18 protein-coding genes are annotated in these 16,974 nt (G+C 63.5%); 10 read left to right on the forward strand and 8 right to left on the reverse strand.

The window, feature by feature from the left end:
• Positions 1–956 precede the first annotated feature (956 nt).
• The 6 genes from EOA38_RS09110 (at position 957) to EOA38_RS09135 (ending at position 5,179) form a co-directional block, all read left to right on the forward strand.
• Entirely contained in the window at positions 957–1,298 is a 342-nt protein-coding gene (locus EOA38_RS09110; RefSeq protein WP_126094670.1) for a hypothetical protein, read from the forward strand.
• Positions 1,295–1,546, forward strand: coding sequence for a hypothetical protein (locus EOA38_RS09115; protein ID WP_126094671.1), 252 nt, complete (start codon positions 1,295–1,297; stop codon positions 1,544–1,546). The genes EOA38_RS09110 and EOA38_RS09115 overlap by 4 nt, the downstream gene beginning before the upstream one ends.
• A 208-nt stretch (positions 1,547–1,754) precedes the next feature.
• Complete coding sequence (locus EOA38_RS09120; protein WP_127298999.1) at positions 1,755–2,672, forward strand: GNAT family N-acetyltransferase; 918 nt, start codon at positions 1,755–1,757, stop codon at positions 2,670–2,672.
• Positions 2,663–3,811 (forward strand): amidohydrolase, encoded by a 1,149-nt coding sequence (locus tag EOA38_RS09125; protein WP_127299000.1) that lies wholly within the window; start codon positions 2,663–2,665, stop codon positions 3,809–3,811. Before EOA38_RS09120 ends, EOA38_RS09125 begins: the two co-directional genes overlap by 10 nt.
• Positions 3,812–4,258: 447 nt before the next feature.
• A complete protein-coding gene (locus EOA38_RS09130) occupies positions 4,259–4,642 on the forward strand; it encodes a VanZ family protein (RefSeq protein WP_126094676.1) in 384 nt (127 codons plus the stop codon).
• 177 nt (positions 4,643–4,819) lie between these two features.
• Entirely contained in the window at positions 4,820–5,179 is a 360-nt protein-coding gene (locus tag EOA38_RS09135) for a hypothetical protein (RefSeq protein WP_126094677.1), read from the forward strand.
• Between the two features lie 12 nt (positions 5,180–5,191).
• Here EOA38_RS09135 and EOA38_RS09140 read toward each other — a convergent pair whose 3' ends face one another.
• The 3 genes from EOA38_RS09140 to EOA38_RS09155 form a co-directional block, all read right to left on the reverse strand.
• On the reverse strand, positions 5,192–5,800 hold the full coding sequence (locus EOA38_RS09140; RefSeq protein ID WP_126094678.1) for a dihydrofolate reductase family protein: 609 nt from the start codon (positions 5,798–5,800) through the stop codon (positions 5,192–5,194).
• Positions 5,801–5,805: 5 nt separating this feature from the next.
• Positions 5,806–6,354 (reverse strand): cupin, encoded by a 549-nt coding sequence (locus EOA38_RS09145; protein WP_126094679.1) that lies wholly within the window; start codon positions 6,352–6,354, stop codon positions 5,806–5,808.
• A 313-nt stretch (positions 6,355–6,667) separates the two neighbouring features.
• Complete coding sequence (locus EOA38_RS09155; RefSeq protein ID WP_126094680.1) at positions 6,668–7,030, reverse strand: hypothetical protein; 363 nt, start codon at positions 7,028–7,030, stop codon at positions 6,668–6,670.
• Positions 7,031–7,239: 209 nt separating this feature from the next.
• Between EOA38_RS09155 and EOA38_RS09160 the strand changes: the two genes are divergently transcribed.
• From EOA38_RS09160 to EOA38_RS09170, 3 genes are all read left to right on the forward strand, one after another.
• The gene (locus EOA38_RS09160; RefSeq protein WP_127299001.1) at positions 7,240–7,818 is read left to right on the forward strand and encodes a TetR/AcrR family transcriptional regulator; all 579 of its coding nucleotides are present in this window, start codon (positions 7,240–7,242) and stop codon (positions 7,816–7,818) included.
• 40 nt (positions 7,819–7,858) lie between these two features.
• Positions 7,859–9,157: a beta-ketoacyl-ACP synthase II gene (gene fabF / locus EOA38_RS09165; protein WP_127299002.1), complete on the forward strand. Its 1,299-nt coding sequence runs from the start codon at positions 7,859–7,861 to the stop codon at positions 9,155–9,157.
• Between the two features lie 61 nt (positions 9,158–9,218).
• Positions 9,219–10,034: an oxidoreductase gene (locus tag EOA38_RS09170; protein WP_127299003.1), complete on the forward strand. Its 816-nt coding sequence runs from the start codon at positions 9,219–9,221 to the stop codon at positions 10,032–10,034.
• A 215-nt stretch (positions 10,035–10,249) separates the two neighbouring features.
• Here the strand turns inward: EOA38_RS09170 and EOA38_RS09175 are convergent, their stop codons facing one another.
• From EOA38_RS09175 to EOA38_RS09185, 3 genes are all read right to left on the reverse strand, one after another.
• Entirely contained in the window at positions 10,250–12,199 is a 1,950-nt protein-coding gene (locus EOA38_RS09175) for a bifunctional diguanylate cyclase/phosphodiesterase (RefSeq protein WP_245480802.1), read from the reverse strand.
• A gap of 332 nt (positions 12,200–12,531) precedes the next feature.
• Positions 12,532–12,813, reverse strand: coding sequence for a hypothetical protein (locus tag EOA38_RS09180; protein WP_245480803.1), 282 nt, complete (start codon positions 12,811–12,813; stop codon positions 12,532–12,534).
• Positions 12,814–13,054: 241 nt separating this feature from the next.
• Positions 13,055–15,040: a BTAD domain-containing putative transcriptional regulator gene (locus EOA38_RS09185; protein ID WP_127299006.1), complete on the reverse strand. Its 1,986-nt coding sequence runs from the start codon at positions 15,038–15,040 to the stop codon at positions 13,055–13,057.
• Between the two features lie 170 nt (positions 15,041–15,210).
• On the opposite strand from EOA38_RS09185, the gene EOA38_RS09190 reads away from it, so the two are divergent.
• Complete coding sequence (locus EOA38_RS09190; protein WP_127299007.1) at positions 15,211–15,453, forward strand: DUF1127 domain-containing protein; 243 nt, start codon at positions 15,211–15,213, stop codon at positions 15,451–15,453.
• 82 nt (positions 15,454–15,535) lie between these two features.
• On the opposite strand, the gene EOA38_RS09195 is transcribed toward EOA38_RS09190, so the two are convergent.
• A complete protein-coding gene (locus EOA38_RS09195) occupies positions 15,536–15,868 on the reverse strand; it encodes a hypothetical protein (RefSeq protein ID WP_127299008.1) in 333 nt (110 codons plus the stop codon).
• A 318-nt stretch (positions 15,869–16,186) separates the two neighbouring features.
• Entirely contained in the window at positions 16,187–16,918 is a 732-nt protein-coding gene (locus tag EOA38_RS09200) for an SDR family oxidoreductase (RefSeq protein WP_127299009.1), read from the reverse strand.
• Positions 16,919–16,974 lie beyond the last annotated feature (56 nt).

A 16,974-nucleotide genomic window follows, 5' to 3' on the forward strand; every position in this document is an offset into this window, starting at 1 on the left:
GGGCTGTCGATCGTCGCGATCGCCATCTTCCTCGACAGGCTGTCGAGGGGCGCGCTGCAGCGCAGCCGGGCACCCGGCAGTGCCGTCGCAGGCCGATGACGATGGTCCCGAACATCGGACCGCCGATCAGAGGCAAGCGTCACGGCGGCGACCGATCAATGCCTCGCTTTCAGAAATCGGGCTTCTCGCAGAAGCGAATGGCGGTCGTGCCCGACCTCCTTTATCAGCTTACAGGCTTCAGCCTCCGAGATTCCTGCTTTTTCTTTCAACAGGGCGACCAACTGTTTGTCATCAGTTCGGACTTGAGAACCATCTCGGACTTGAGAACCATCTCCGACGTGTTCTCTCATATGCCATCCTCCTGGAACCAAATCGGGAGGGCACGCTGAACGTTTCATCAAATGTCGGTGTCTGAGCGCGAAATGCCTGCGGCTACCGCCATCAGAGCCAATGACAGGCGGAACGATTTTCCACGTTTGCGCTTTCTGGGTGCATGGCTCCGATACCGCCAGTCGAACCGCCCCTGCTTTCTGAAGGTAGCCCCGACCGCGCCCTCAACTGCGAGGTCGCCCTTGAGCCCGCGTTTCAGGCATTGGTGAAGGCCTCCGTTGTTAAAGGCTGGTCGGCGCAGGAAGTCGCGGAAACGCTGCTCAAACTTGCAACAGAACATGCAGAAACGATTATGGGGCGGCAAAGAGTGGCCGCGCGATTATACCGTTGGCGCGTCAGCAGCTTGGTAGATATGTACGTTAGCCAATTTCTTGGCAGATTTAGGTGAATGGCCCGGCGAGAGCGCGCCCCAAATGCGCGTCGTAAAAGGCGCTGCGCGGACGCCTCAGACACAATTCAGAAACACTCCAGAAAAACTTCAGAAATCATTCGAGCGTAGAATTGACCGGAGAGGGTCGATCATCGGCTGCAGCACTGCGGCACCTTGTTCGGATTGGCGACAAGCGATGCAAAGGTTCTCGATCACCCTGATAAGTGCGTTGCTCGGTATTTCGCTCGTCACCGGCCCGGTTGAGGCCGGCGGGGCAAAGGTTACGACGACCCGCGCCGAGCGCTGCGCCAATCTCAGCCGCCAGGTTGACGAAGCCCTCGAAACCCATGCTGCGGCAACGCAGGTCACCGCGGCGAAAGCACTGCAAAGGAAGGGAAACCGGTTCTGCGCCAACAAGAAGGAGGCGCAGGGAATCCGGACGCTCGCAAAAGCCCTGAAGCTGCTTGGCGTGACACCGGCCGATCCCGATGCAGTGACACCCAAAACCGACCTGCATAGCAAGGAGAAAAAACCATGAAAAAGTCCCTCCTCTCCGCCCTCGGCCTCGCCGTTGCGCTCGCTTTCTCCATGCCGGTCCCCGGCAACGCAGCAGCGACGACGACCGCCGCTCCGGCAGCCACCGCTCCGGCGAAGGCTGCACCGAAGAAGGTTGCCACCAAGAAGGTCTGCAAGCCGACCAAGAAGCACAAGTGCCCGGTGAAGCACAAGAAGCACACTGCGAAGGCTGCGGCGGCCAAAACAGCAGCGCCCAAAACAAGCTATTGAGCTTCGCCGTGTTGTGAAAAGGCCGTTCCATCTGCACTCACCTGGGACGACCTTTTTTCTGTCGTGACTGAGGTGGCTGGCCCAGTGGTCCAGTAGCCTCTCTCGGGCCGGAGGCGAGCTTGGCCGGTCCTGCGATCCCGGTCATGGCGCCACCGGCCAGCATAGCGCCTCCCTCGACAGGACAGTCCACCCCTGCCACGCTGCCCGCATGGAGAATCTTGGCCCGACCGAACTCAAGCTGATGCAGGGCCTGGCCCAGGAGGTGACGGCATTGCGGCCGGAGCTGCTGAACGGCGACGCGACCGTCGGTGAGCTGGCCTGGGTCTGGGCCAAGGATTTCGACGCGCTCAACCCTTCCTGGCGGCACCGGCTGTGGTTCACCGACGGCCGGCTGGCCGCGTGGGGCTGGGCGCATCTGCCTTACCGGATCCCGCGCGGCGACGGCACATTCCGAGAGAGCAAGACGGCCAACCTGCTTTGGCAGGCGCATCCGGGCCGCGCGGCGCTGCTTGCCGAAATCCTGGACTGGTATGACGATGTCGCGGGCGGCGTCGACCGGCTGCTGACGGTGCAGTCCGCGGACGCCCAGGCGCAGGCAATCGTCGGCGCGCATGGCTATGCCTTCGACGCCGAAGCCGGTTCGGACAACGGCTCCTGGGTGCAATTCAATACAAGGGAGTTGACGGACGTGCCGTACCCAGTGCTGCCCGAGGGGTTCCGGTTTCTTACCGCCGGAGACGTCGCGGCGGCGGACGCGGTCAAGGCGCATCGGGACGCGTGGCATCTGTCCGCCTTCACCGAGCATGCGTTCGAACGGGTGCGGCGGACCTGGCCGTATCGGGCCGACCTGCATGTGCTGGTCGCCGCGCCCGACGGCACGCTGGCCGCGACCGCGATCATCTGGCTGGACGAGGCGACGCAAACCGCCGAATTCGAGCCCGTCGGCACGCACCGGGATTTTCGGCGACGCGGGCTCGGCACCGCGCTGCAGCTCCACTTTGCGCCCCCCGGTATCTCACTGATGTCGAACACTGGCCCCTCACTTGCAGCCGGTTGCGACGTGCCAATCCAGCTGCACATGCTATGGAGAATTCAGCACCAAGCGGAGTCGAAACCATGGCCCTGACCAATCGAGACATCGTCGAGCTGACGGCATGGCGCCGCAAGCTGCACCGGCAGCCGGAGATCTCGAACGAAGAGGAGAAGACGGCCAAGGAGGTCGTCGACTTCCTCGCCGACACGGGGCCGGACAAGGTGCTGACCGGATTGGGCGGCCATGGCGTGGCGGCGGTCTATGACAGCGGGCAAGCGGGGCCGACAGTGCTGTTCCGTTCGGAGCTCGACGCGCTGCCGATCCACGAGCTTTCGGGCGTCGAGCATTCATCACAGGTGCCGGGCAAGTCGCATATGTGCGGCCATGACGGGCATACCGCGATCCTCGCCGCGCTCGGCCGCCAGTTCGGGCGCCAGAGGCCGGCGCGCGGCCGCGTCGTTTTGATGTTCCAGCCGGCGGAGGAAACCGGCAATGGCGCTGCCGGCGTCGTCGCCGATCCGTGCTTTTCTGAGATCGCGCCGGACTTCGCCTTCTCGCTGCACAATCTGCCGGGCGTACCGTTCGGCGAAGTGCGCCTCAAAACCGGCGTGGTGAACTGCGCCTCGCGCGGCATGCGCATCATGCTCGAAGGCAAGACCGCGCATTCCTCCATGCCCGAGACCGGCACCTCGCCGATGCTGGCGGTGAGCCAGTTGATGCCGCAGTTGCCGGCGCTCGGGCGCGGCACCTTCGCCGATGACGATTTCGGCATGGTGACCGTCACCCATGCCTCGATGGGTGAAGCCGTGTTCGGCATCGCGCCCGGATATGCCGAGGTGTGGGCGACGCTGCGCACAAGGCACGACGAGCGCATGGCGGAACTGGTCGCCGCCGCCGAGGCGCTGGCCACGAAGATCGCGGCCGAGCATCGCCTTGCCGTGCGCTTCGACTATCACGAAATCTTCGTCGCCAGCGTCAACGCGCCGGATGCGGTGGAGCATCTCAACCGCGCTCTGGATGAGGAAGGTGTTTCGCGCGGCGAGGAATCCCTGCCTATGCGCGCCTCGGAGGATTTCGGCATCTTCGGCCACAATGCCAAATCGGCGATGTTCTTCCTCGGCGCCGGCGAACGCTACCCGGCGCTGCATAATCCGGACTACGACTTTCCGGACGACCTGATCCCGATCGGCTCGAAAATCTTCATGCGTACGGCGCGCAATCTGCTCGGGTGAGTGGCTTGAAGGAATGGCGCGCCAAAATGCGTTCTAAAGCGCGTCGCGATCTTTCAGATTCGCTCCATGCGCTTTAGGTTTTGAGTCTACGCATGTCTTCGTCCCGAAACCGGTTCCCACTTTCGGGAGACATGCTTTAGGCTCGCAGTGGACGGCCCGAGCCCGGGGGGCATTTTGGAATGAAAAGCCCGCCAGCCGAAGCCGGCGGGCAATCGCCCCCTACCCCAAGAAACAGACGCCTTTATCAGGCGTCGGCTGGATGGCCCGCCAATGGATGATCCAGCGTTCCCACACCATGAAGATTACGCCTATCGGGGGACAAGCGCTGTAGCTCAGCCGCAACAGCACAGGGGATTTGCAGGCTCCGCGTCGCGATCCAATGCGTCACGCGCTGCCCCTCCTTGGCGCAGATATTGTTATGCCGGCTCACCGCTTGTATGAGCGGGGATGACCTCGATCTCCCGTCTCGCCGCGCTCGTACTGCTTGCGGCCATCACGTTCGCCACGCTCTCACCTATCCAAATGCGGCCGCATCTGAGTGACGCGAATGTGGAACGCGCCCTGGCCTATGCCCTGTTCGGCCTTGCCCTGGCCTTCGGATTCCGCGCGCGCCTGATGCAAGCAATGCTGTTTGTCTGCGCCGTGGCCGGCGTGTTGGAACTGCTCCAGGCGATCGATCCAGGCCGGCATGCTCGACTGCAAGACGCACTTCTCAAAGCAGCGGCCGGCCTCATAGGGATTGCGCTAGGAAGGCTCATCCTTGCAGCCGCGAAGAGGGCCGCCACACGCCGCAATCCAGGCAACCGCAACCGTCCTATAAGCCCCACTTGATCGAGACACCCACTTGATCGCGACAATTATCGGCCGTGTTCATCCAAGCCGTCGAAATGCGCGTGCATGGCTCGCTGGCCGATATTCGGACTGCCCGGTTCTTCCTCATCGCAGCCGTCTGCTTGTCGGAAGAGGAGTTCTGTGTTTTCTCCGGCAGACTTTAGGAGAGGCTTGAGAATGAGATTCGCAATGGTCGTCGCATTCGCCGCGGCGTTGGCGGGATGTGTGACCTCTCCGGTCGACTATGGAGCGAAGCTTTCGCAGCAGGACCCGAAATGGGCCTCGCCGGAATGCCAACAAGCCCGCATGGCGGCTTCGGACTACGCCGCCCGCGAAAAGGAGCACCCCGGCTGGGGCTTCGGCGTCCTGCTCGGCCCGTACAGCATGGGGATGGTAGCGGCGGTTAAGGAGCACGAGCAGCAGCAGCGACGGCTTCTCGCCCGCCAGATGCATCTGCAGTGCTCAAGCCAGCCACTGCCGAAGGAACTGGATTTCGATCCGGCAATCTACGCGCCAAAGAAGGCGCACTATCCGTAGCGCCCCTGATTTTTACTCCGGCCGCCATTCCCTTGCCGCTTCCATGCCAAATGAATAGGTGAGGATCGCCACGCCGGTTTCGGTAGCGACGTGGCTCGACAGTTTCAGCCTTGAAGGAGGCTGCCCCGTCTCGAATAGGCGCAGGCCTTCGCCCAGAACCAGCGGGTGGATCATCAGCGTCAATTCGTCGACAAGTCCACGCCGCATCAGCGTGCGCAGCAGATTACCGCTGCCGAACATGACGAGCGTCCTGTCATGATTTTGCTTGAGCTCGCGCACCTGCACCTCGCCGGCGAGCAGCGTGGAATTCTCCCAGGCAAGCGCATAGCCCGTGTCACGCGAAACGACGAATTTGCGCGCATCGGTGAGCGCCCTGGTCATCGGACTGGCAGGCCGGCGCACAGCCCAGCCTTCGTAGAGGTCCTCATAGGTCATCCGGCCGGCGAGCAGCGACCATCCGCCGACCATGTAGCTGCCGATGACCTCCTGCATCTTCGGGTCGCTGCCCGGGTTGCCCCAGCCGCCATGTTCGAAGCCGTTTCGGATGTCTTCATCGGCGCGCGCGGGCGCCTGGTACACACCGTCGAGCGTCAGATGCTCGATGGCGACAATCCGTGCCACTCCCGTCACCTTTTCGTCCAAGCGGCAAGCAGCGGCCCTTCGCCGCCATAGACCGGGTCCTTTTCCGGGCGACCTACCCTGGGGATGGTGCGCAGCGCCTCTTCGTGCTGTTCGGCACGCGTGCACAGATCGTATGTGCCGAAGGGCGGATAGGCCCCCACGACCAGCAGATCGGCTGACGAGGACAGGCGCTGGTGGCCAGTGCCGGCCGGCAGGATCGCCACGTCGCCAGCCTTGACGTCAAGCACCTTGCCCTTGTTGCCGCCGAAGCGCACCTCGGCCGTGCCGCGCGCGACGCCCAGCACTTCGTGGATGCGCGAATGGTAATGGACATAAGCGAAGATGCCGTTGCGCCAGCCGTCGCCCCAGCCATTCGTGCTGAAGAGATCCTCGAAGACGGACGCCGGATCTACGCCGTCCGGCAGCGTCACGGCGCCAGGATAGACGAGCATCGGCCAGCGCGGATGGTTGGGCACAAGGCCGTCATCCTGGAAGCGGAAAGTGAGCGGTTCCAGCTGCTCGACAAGTTCCGCAAGTTTCGCCGCTCCTGGCATGCCGTGACCTTTCCGTCCGCCCCTCGCTCAAGGCGGTCGGCTTGCGGATGGACTCGCAAGGCACGGCCGCCTAGCCGGCTCGATTGCCGACCGGTCTCAACCAGTGGCGGCGCGCTTTGTTCCCGGACTTGTCGCTCGCACCCTGCGGCGGAGCAAGAGCTCGATGGCCAAAAGCGAAACGCTGCGAGCGCATGTCTCCTAGACCTCAAGCATGACCTTGATGGCGCGGCGCTCGTCCATGGCGCGGTAGCCTTCGGCCGCCTCGGCCAGCGGCAGCTTGAGGTCAGCAGCAGGCTGCGATCCGCGCGGCGTGTCAGTCCGGCAGCGCGTTGGAGCGCGGATGCTTGTCGGCCTCGGTCGAGACCGTCACCTTCTCGCCGGACCTCGAGAACGCGTAGAGCGAGCCCCGGTAGCCCGGCATGGAGAAGGCCACGGAGTCGCGGTCGGCAAGGCCCATGACGACCCGCTGCGGATCGCCTTCCCCCTTCGGCGCGAAGGTGGCGGTAACCTCCAGGAGACCGCCGTCGGTTGGAACGTAATAGACCACCATGTCGAGGCGTCCGTTGTGCAGGCTGCCGGCTTCGATGGGGCGTCCGATGGTGGCTTCCTCGGCAAGGGCGGGCGTCGCCATGAACAGCGCGGCCAGAAGCGATGCGCTCAGTGTCCTGCGGATCATCTTCGTGTCTCCTCTTTGATAGATTGTGATCGAACTCTATACCATATAGATGTCGAATGAAATCTAAAAAAGAGAGACATTTAGTCCGCGGCAAGCCGCCGCACCGATCGCACGGCGAGCCGCCCATCTCGCATCTCCTCTTGATAGATTGCGTTCGGTTTCTAATTGAGATATAGATTTAGCACGCAATCTAAATAAGGAGATCGATGATGCGCGTGAGCCGCATTCAGGCTGAGCAGAACCGGCAAACCGTGATCGACGTGGCCAGCCGGCTTTTTCGGGAGCACGGTTTCGACGGCATCGGCCTCAAGGATCTGATGAAGGGCGCCGGGCTGACCCAAGGCGCCTTCTACAAGCAGTTCGCGTCGAAGGAGGACCTGGCTGCACAGGCGTCCAAGCGGGCGATGGAGAGCGCTGCCCACCGATGGGCGGCGGCGACGGCAGCAAACCCAAGCGATCCGTTCGGGGCGGTGATCGAGTTCTACCTCAGTATGGACCATCGCGGAGAAAGGATGGACGGGTGCCCGGTTGTAGCGCTCGGTTCGGATGCCGCCAGGCAGGGGACCGACGTGAAGGCGTCGTTCGAAGCCGGCATTAAGGGGTATCTCGAAATCATCGGCCGTTTGATTGGCGAGACCGACGGCGAGAAGCCCAATGGCAAAGCCATGGCCGTTCTCTCGACGATGGTCGGTGGGCTGATGTTGTCGCGCGTCGTCAACGACCCCGACCTCGCTCAGGCCTTTCTGGATGCGGCGACCGAACAGGTTCGCGACACCGTCGCCGCTTGACCGGCGCCGGTCTGGGCGTCTCAGATTGATAGGAGCATAGATGCGACGGATAGTCGTCACGGGCATGGGCGCGATAACGCCCCTGGCCGCGAATGTCGAAACATCGTGGTCGCGCCTCCTGGCGGGCCGCTCGGGCATCCGCAGGCTCGCGGATGAAATGGTGGGAGATTTGCCCGCCAAGATCGGCGGCGTGGTTCCATCCCTGGAGGAAGACCCCGAAGCCGGCCTCGATGCGAATGCCTTCCTAGCTCCGAAGGATCAGCGCAAGATCGACCGCTTCATTCTCTTGGCGCTGGCTGCGGCGGAAGAGGCGCTTGCTCAGGCGAGATGGAAGCCGGCCTCGGAAAAGGAGCGGCTCCGCACCGCGACGATCATCGCTTCCGGTATCGGAGGCTTCCCTGCCATCACCGAGGCGGTGCGGACAGTCGACCAGCGCGGCGTTCGGCGTCTTTCGCCGTTTACCGTGCCGTCTTTCCTGGTGAATCTCGCGGCTGGCCACATCTCGATCCGCTATGGCTTCAAAGGTCACATCGGCGCACCGGTGACGGCGTGCGCCGCCGGCATCCAGGCGATCGGCGATGCGGCCCGCATTATCCGCGCCGATGAAGCCGACATCGCCGTGTGCGGCGGCACTGAAGCTTGCATGAATGTCGTCAGCCTGGGCGGCTTTGCAGCGGCACGCTCGCTTTCGACCTCCTTCAATCACCGTCCCGACCAAGCCTCCCGTCCGTTCGACGTCTCGCGGGACGGCTTCGTCATGGGCGAAGGCGCCGGCGTCCTGGTCATCGAGGAATTGAACCATGCGCTTGCGCGCGGCGCCGAACCGCTCGCCGAAGTCGTCGGCTACGGCACGACGGCGGATGCGCATCACGTCACGTCCGGTCCCGAGGACGGCGACGGCGCGCGCCGTGCCATGGAGATCGCCATTGCCCAGGCCGGCATCTCACCGCGCGAAATCCGGCATCTCAACGCGCATGCAACCTCCACGCCCGTGGGCGACCTGGGCGAAATCGAAGCGATCAAAAGGGTCTTCGGCACGGATTTCTCGATCGCCGTCAGCGGAACCAAGTCGGCGACCGGACACCTGCTCGGCGCCGCCGGCGGGCTTGGCGCGATCTTCACGATCCTGGCGCTCAGGGACCAGGTGGCGCCGCCCACCCTCAATCTGAGCGCCCTCGATCCGGCAGGTGACGGGATCGACTTCGTGGCGAACCGGGCCCGGCCGATGGAGATGGACTACGCGATCGCCAACGGCTTCGGCTTCGGCGGCGTCAACGCCAGCGCGCTGTTTCGCCGCTGGGACGGACACGGCGTGAACGATCGAGCCGCTCCCGGCTGACGCTTTCGCTCGGACCTTTCCTGTTTCTCCAATTCAACCCAACGCAAAGAAAGTGACCTCCATGAACAAGACCAGTCCTGGCGTCACCATCGTCACAGGGGCATCCTCCGGCATCGGGCATGCAACGGCCAAGACCCTGCAGAATGCGGGCTTTCGCGTGTTCGGAACCAGCCGTCGCGCGGTCTCCAAGAAATCCGACGGCCTCACCATGCTGACCTGCGACCTGACCGACGACGCGTCCGTGGCGAAAATGGTCGACGACGTGCTGGCCGATGCGGGGCGCATCGACCTGCTTGTCAACAATGCCGGAATGGGCCTGTTCGGCGGCGCGGAGGAATCCTCGACCGCACAGGCTCAGGCTCTGTTCGACGTGAATGTCTTCGGCGTCATCCGGATGATCAACGCGGTGCTGCCGTCGATGCGGCGTCAAGGAAAGGGCAGGATCGTCAACTTGAGCTCGGTGCAGGGGTTCATCCCCGCCCCCTATTTCGCGCTTTATTCGGCGACCAAACATGCCGTTGAAGGCTATTCCGAATCGCTCGACCACGAACTGCGACCGTTCGGCATTCGCGTCGCGTTGGTTGAGCCTGCCTATACCCGCACGTCGTTCGAAGACAATCTCGCCAGGCCGGACCACTTGCTTGAGATCTATGACGCCGCGCGCGCCGGCATGACTATTGCCGTTCGGAAGGCGATGGAAAAAGGCGACGCGCCCGAAGTGGTGGCCAACACCGTTTTGGCGGCTGCGACCGACCCCACTCCGAAGCGGCGCTATGCGGCCGGAAAAATGGCGCGCCAGGTCAGTTTCCTGCGCCGTTTCGTCCCGGCATCCGCATTCGACAAGAGCCTGCGAAAGCAGCTAGGCCTGCCGGCCTGACGTCCAAGCCGGCGGGAGCTTTAGCCGGCGATGGATCGTCGAGGCGCTGCGGCACAGGGGCCGAGGCTTGCCGCGGTTGGAACGACGGCCTTTGAGCTGATACAGACGCTCGCCCTTGGGGCGCGGCGCGACGAATTCAGGCGAGGCTCCTTAAGCCCTTGTTTGACGCATGTCATTCACCCAAAACCACCGCGCACCTTTGGCGACATTCACGCTCAGGCAGCGCTGCCGGTACGGCGCAATGGGCGCCCCGCGGGATCAAAGGCGGCTTCAGCGGCGGCGGAGTTGTCGAAATGCCTCGGTTCGAAGGCAAGCGCATCACGCATCGGAAGCGCCGCCGAGAAGAGAAAGCCCTGCGCAATCATGCAATCGAGCGACCGCAGGATCAGGCGATCGGCGTCGGTTTCCACTCCCTCCGCCATGACTTCTATTCCCAGCGTTCGCCCGAGATCGATGACAGCCTTGACGAGAGCCTGATCTTCAACGGACCTGGCGAGATCGCGAACAAAGTTCTTGTCGATCTTGATCTTGCGGATTCGGCTGTCTTTCAGCGAAACCAGGGTCGAGAAGCCGGTGCCGAAATCATCCAGCACGATCGATATGCCCGCATCCGCCAGGCGCTCCAACTTTTCGTCGACCCTGTCGCGATCCACAGGCGCTTCTTCCGTGATCTCTATCTCGAGCATGGCCGCGGGGACATTCTTCGTCTTCAGGCTGTCCAATATCATGTCATCGACATTGCCTGCCTCGAGCTCGCGCGGCGACAGATTCATCGCGACCCGAAGATCCTGACGCCCATTTCTCATCAGCTCCTCGACCATGGAGCAGCAATTGAGGAATACCGTCTCCGTCAGCAGGGAAAGCAGACCGGTTTCACGCGCCGCGGTGACGATCTCGGGCGGGGGAATGGCCCCATGGACCGGGTGCTGCCACCGCAGCAGCGCTTCGAAGCCGACGACCGCATGGGTATCCAGCCGCACGATGGGCTGGAACCATGAGCAGAGAGCGCCTGCTTCGATCGCCCCGCGCAGATCGCGCTCGATGCAGTGCTTGCGTTCGAGCCCATGGTCGAGTTCGGCATCGAAGAGACAGTATTCGTTCCTGCCGCTGCGCTTGGCCGCGTAAAGCGCGAAATCCGCCCGCAGCAGCATCTCCGTCAATCGCGGTTTGTCCGACACATAGATACCGATCGACGCGCCGACGCGCACCGAATTCAACGCCGGATCCGGATTGGCTATGGCCGCGATGATCGAGGATGCAAGCCCGTCGGTCGAATGCGGAGACCGGCCGGCGGGAAAAAGCAGCACGAACTCGTCGCCGCCGATGCGCGCGATCGTTGCCCCTGTCGGCGCGTGCTTCTCTATCCTGCGCGCGACCCTGACCAGCAGGTCGTCCCCGATATTGTGACCATAGGTGTCGTTGACGGATTTGAAGCCGTCCAAGTCGATCAGCATGGCCACGAACGGACCGTCGGAAAGCCCGAGCTGGCCGATAGCCTGCTCGAGCCCATACCTGTTGAGCAATTCCGTCAGCGGATCCCGCCTGGAGTTCCGTTCCATCCGGGCGGCGAACTCCCTCGCCTCGTATTTGAGGCGGCTCGTCTCCCGGAAGCGCGCCTGTCCGAGAAGCGAGCCCCTGACCATTCCCGCGAGAAAGAGCAGGACCGTGAAACCGAGGACGTAGTTTTCGACATCGCCCTTCGCCAGCACGCATCCGGCGGTGACCAGAAGCGGCAGCGTCATGAAGTTGATCGAAGCCGGCGCGTATGATGCTCCGTAGGTGACTGAACCGGCCGACAGACCCGCAAGAACGACCAAATAGAGCGGCGCCTGTGGAGTGGTGTATCCGTTCGTCAGCACGGCCAGAAAAGACCATGCGATACCCGACGCCAGAGCCAGCATCCCGTAGAGAGAAAGTCGGGCACCGACCGGCTTCAACCCGCCATCGGGCCCACCATCGGGGACATCCGATTGGGCAAGCGCAAGTCCTATGCGAGCGCCGTTTATCAGGCTGACCGCCGCAAACCACAGCACCGCCGCAAGGCCGCCACCCGAAAGCATCTGCACCGCCAGGACCAGGGCCGAGAGGACCGTACCGACGGGCATCGAAACGAAGAGCCCCACCCTGAGATCGGCGAGCTGATCCCGCAGGATTCCCGCTTCCACGGATTCGCTTTGCCCCTGGGGCACGGAATCTGGACCAGCCTGCTTGGAATATTTCATGCCAAATGGCTAAGCGAGTGGAATGAAAATCACGTTAAGGATTTCAGCAGCTTACGGGGCACCGGGTAGAGATGGGCGAGCAGGCCCCCGGCGGGCTCTTCGCCGTCGGAGTTGAGGCTGCCCGCAGGTTCGGCCGAACGGATCGTCCCGACCCTGCCCCGCTGCTTCGATTGGTAGAAGGAAGCTGCCAAATCGACCGAAGCTGCCGGCGCGCCACTGAAATCGGGCGCGCGTCACGGCGGTCGAGGTAGCGTCCGACGCTGGACCGGTCGAGATCAGTGCGGCGCGCCGTCTGACGAGTGCAGAAGTCTCCAGGTCAAGCCGATGCGACCATCGAATTTCGATGCAAAATGTTCGGCAGCGACGTCCTCCAAGCCGTCATCGACAAGAGCCTCCACGCTTCGCCGCATCAAGGCGAGCTGCATCTCGCGAGCGTGCTCCACGTCCGTCTCCCTCATTATTTCGGTGACGTGGTAGGCGACAACAGGCTGGCCAAGGCAAGACAGAAGTGCGTTCGCTTCGGCTGTCACCGCTGTAACTGCTTCTTCGATCTTCATTTTGGCGCTCCTCATCGACTTCGATGCTTGCGCCTCCCCGTGAGACGACGGTGTCCCGTCGCTTTTTTGGTCGGCCGCCTGCAGGCGAACATCTCAGGTGCGCCGGTGCGACGACTCTTTTCCTGTTCAGGCTCCCGGAGCGACTCACCGTTTCGCTCCAAAGTCAGTATCCTCCAAGATCGAATTAAAGGCGATCGGATAGTTAATCGATGGTTAACGGAGACGATCGCATCTTAAGCGATCAGCGTTCGGGCAATCCCGCCTGAATCAAGGCTTCGACCACCTTGTCCGCCCATTCCGGCGTGTTCCGAAAGATAGGCAGCGACCGGTATCGCTCGATCGTGAAGCCCGGTTGGGCGGTGAGCAGCTTTTGCGCGGCCCAGCGGGCGGTCTCCAGGTCGCCGCTCATCGCCGACCAGGCCGCGAGGTATCGATAGGACATGATGATGTCGGGATGGGCGGCGATCACCTCGCGGGCGATGGCGACGGCCTGGGAAAGGGAACCTGTCTTGGCCAGGGCTGTGGCCATTCCCAGTCTCATGTTGAATGCGAACGGATCCATCGGGCTCAGCGTCATCGCCCGCTGGAACCGTTCCGGCGCGCGGACGGCTTCGTCCTTGTAGATAGCGATCCAGCCATGGCGTGCCCATGCCCAAGCATTGTTCGGATCGAGCGCGAGCGCTCGTTCGATGAAGGTGGTGGCGCGCTCCTGCTCGCCGCACATGCTCAATGCCGATCCGGCGGCGGCCAAAGCGGTTGGATCGTCGCCTATCGAGCCCGCGGCTTCGACCGCCGCCCGCGCCCTTTCCAGCTCCCTTTCCGGCTGCTCGGCCCACAGATACGCCGCGTTCGAGGCGCGGCACCATGCTAGAAGCGCATGCGCGCGACCATAGGCCGGATCGATGGCAATCGCTCTCTTGAGCAGCTCTATTGCCTGGTCGTTGGTGTCCTTGCGGCGGCCCCAAATGTTCGGATAGGCGCGCATAACGAAATCATAGGCCCGCAGGCTGGTCGGCGGCTTGCGCCTGGCAAGCTCGATCTCGGCGCCGCGGATGGCCGGATGCATGGCGCCGGCCACCTGCGCCGCGATCCTGTCCTGGAACTCGAAAACGTCCTCGGTCGCGCCCTCGTAGCGCTCGGACCACAATTGTGTCCGAGTGTCGGCATCGACGAGCTGCACGGAAATGCGCAGCCGGTCGCCGCCCCGCCGAACCGTGCCTTCGACCACGTAATTCACGCCGAGTTCCCGGCCGACCTCGCGCACGTCGGCGAAGCGTCCCTTATAGGTGAAGGCGGACTGGCGTGCGATGACGAAGAAATCCCGGATGCGCGAAAGCGCGGCGGTGATCTCCTCGACAACGCCGTCGGCGAAATACTCGTCCTCCGCCCCGCCGAGATTGTCGAAAGGCATCACCGCCACCGATGGCTGGTCTTGCGGTCTCGCGGGCGTGGCGACAGGCTGGGCGGTGTCGCGCGTCGACGCGGTCGGGCGATTTCCGCCCCGCGTTTGCAGCGACGCCGCCAGTGACTGCGTCTGCGCCTCGGGCTCCACGCCCAGATACTTCTTCAGCGCCGCGCGGCAGGTCTCGAACTGACGCAAGGCCGCGTTTTCGTGGCCCCTCGCTGCATGGATGCGCATCAATGCCCGGTGCGCAGGCTCCGCGGTCGGATCCGAGGCAAGCAGCCTTTCCGCCAGCCGTTCGCAAGCTGCTTCATCCGCGGATCCGGTTTCGGGCGGCGCAAGGCTCAGGCGCTCCACCAGCTGCTGCGCCTTCTGCCGGTATCTCACCTGATACGGGCTGAACCATTCATCCAGGCCGTCGGGAATGGCTTCGGCCGCAAGCACATCGCCACGGTAGAGGTCGGCGGCGCAGGCGAGGTCCGCCGTCCCGCTCTCGGCGAGCTGGCGCTCGAAGAGCCAGATATCGGCTTCGTCCGGGCCGGCGGTCAGCGCCACCGTTTCCTGATCCCCGTCGATGGAAATGGCCGCATTGGCGGCGGCGGGAAACCATCGCCTGATGTCGGCCAGCGCCTGGCGCAGGCTGTTGCGCGACTGCGCATCGCCCCGTCCCGGCCAAAACCCTTCGCAAAGCCGTTCGCGAGGGTGGCCGCGGCGACCCGCCAGGACCAGGGCGGCAAAGAGAAGCGCCGACTTGCGCGTTGCGAAGCGGACGGGCTGCCCCTCTGCCGAAGTCACTTCGAGACCGCCAAGCAACCGGATGCGCACGACGCCCCTCCGAATTTCGAACGCGCCGGCAGAATAGCATCTTCGCCGGTCGATTTAACGTGGATTTAACGGCGGCCCGCCGGACTTCCCACAATGGTTCACGCCCCGCTGAACAGCCGCAAATCGCCCGTGTGGCAAGCTGCGACCGTCATCTGGAACGGGAGAGCAAAATGGCTCACACGGACACTCACGCGGAGACCCGCGCATCGAAATACCGGCTGCTTGGGGCAGCGTCGAACAGCATGGCGACAGCAGTCGCTGCCTTCACGGCCTGGCGGCGCACGATCGCAGGGCGCAGGGCGTTGGCAGACCTGACGCCCGATCAGTTGAAAGATATCGGCTGCTCAGAGTCCGGTCAGCGAAAGTTCGTCGTAGGAGCCAGCCTCTGGACCAATCTGATGTCGATGAGGTGAGGTCGGCGAAATTCGAAGGACCGGCGGCGCGACTGCCTGGGTGTGCCGATCGGCTGCCGGCGCGCCTGCCCCGGTCGCGTCCTCAACGCGAGGGCAGTAGAGAGACCTTCACCCGTGGTGCGAAGAAACAGCGCAAATAGGGCTGATTGGTTATGACGTAGTTGTTCTCGCAGATATGGTATTGGTCGTCCGGCGATTCCTGCACCCGGTCTCGCGGGATGTTGAAATCATCGGGCAAATAAACGTAGCCGCCGTCGACCCGGGACTGCACCGACGACTGCGGTATGGGACGGCAATCATAACCGCCGCAACACTTGAATTTCGTGACCGGATCGACCTTGTTTTCATACCAATCATGGGCGTTGGCGCCTGTCGCGGCGGCAAGGCACATGGCTATGAGGATGAACCTTCGCATGGCATTCCTCGAAGATGCGGAGGCGCTGCTCGTTCGAGGTCATGTATATTAGCGTTCTCCTAAAAATGCCATCGGCCTGTGGGTGCCCAACAAGGCCGTCGCGGTCTGCCTTGGCGGCGGGCGGGCGGCATCTGGGCCGATATGCAGGGCGCCGGCATCTTCAGGCTGAAGATCGGCGAAGCTCCGTAGACAGACGTCCGGCTACGCGTCGGCTGCATCTACGGAAGGCAACCAGCGTGAGGACTGGTTAGCTCCCGGCCAAAACAAAGGGCGCTTGGGTCGAAACCGGACTTCGAACCAGCCTCCTGCCTTGCCCGCTCAGACCAGCCTCTGCCCGCCATCGATGTGGATGGTCTCGCCGGTCATGAACGCGTTCTGCATCAGATAGAGATAGGCCGGCGCGATGTCGGCGGGGGTCGCAACCCTTCCCGCCGGCAGGCGGGCGGCCATCTGATCGAAGTAGCCGGTCTTGGCCTCGCCGACGATCTCGTCCCACATCTCGGTATCGACCCAGCCGGGCGAGACGATGTTGACGCGCGTCGGCGCAAGCTCCAGCGCCAGCGCGCGGGCGAAATAGGTGAAGGAGCCGGCGATCGCCGAGACGACCGAGCCGCCGGGGACCGGCGGCCGGTCCTTGTTTATACCGGAGGTGAAGGTCATGGAGCCGCCCTTCCTCAGCGTGCGCACGGCGTGCTTGGCCAGCATCACGGCGCCGACCAGCTTGCCGTCGACGAACTGGCGCACGAAATCCATGTCGGCCTCGCCTATCGGATAGTTGGGCGGCGGCGTGCCGGCCGTCGCCACCAGATGATCGAAGGCGCCGGCTTCGTCGAACAGGCGGGCGACGTCCGCCTCGTTGGCCATGTCGGCCGCAACGCCCATCACGCGCCCTGCCCCGGCGAGTTTCGCTACGGCGGCCTTCAGCTTGTCCGCCGAACGGCCGGCGATCACCACCTTAGCGCCACCTTCGAGCGCGGCCGCCGCCACGCCGAAACCGATGCCGGAGCTGCCTCCGACGACGATGATTTTCTTGTCCCTGAGCGTGGTCATGGGGCCCTCCGTCTTCCAGCTATGGGGTTGAAAATTATGCGCGGCCGGCGTGGGCC

Source organism: Mesorhizobium sp. M1E.F.Ca.ET.041.01.1.1 (assembly GCF_003997355.1).
GTDB lineage: Bacteria > Pseudomonadota > Alphaproteobacteria > Rhizobiales > Rhizobiaceae > Mesorhizobium.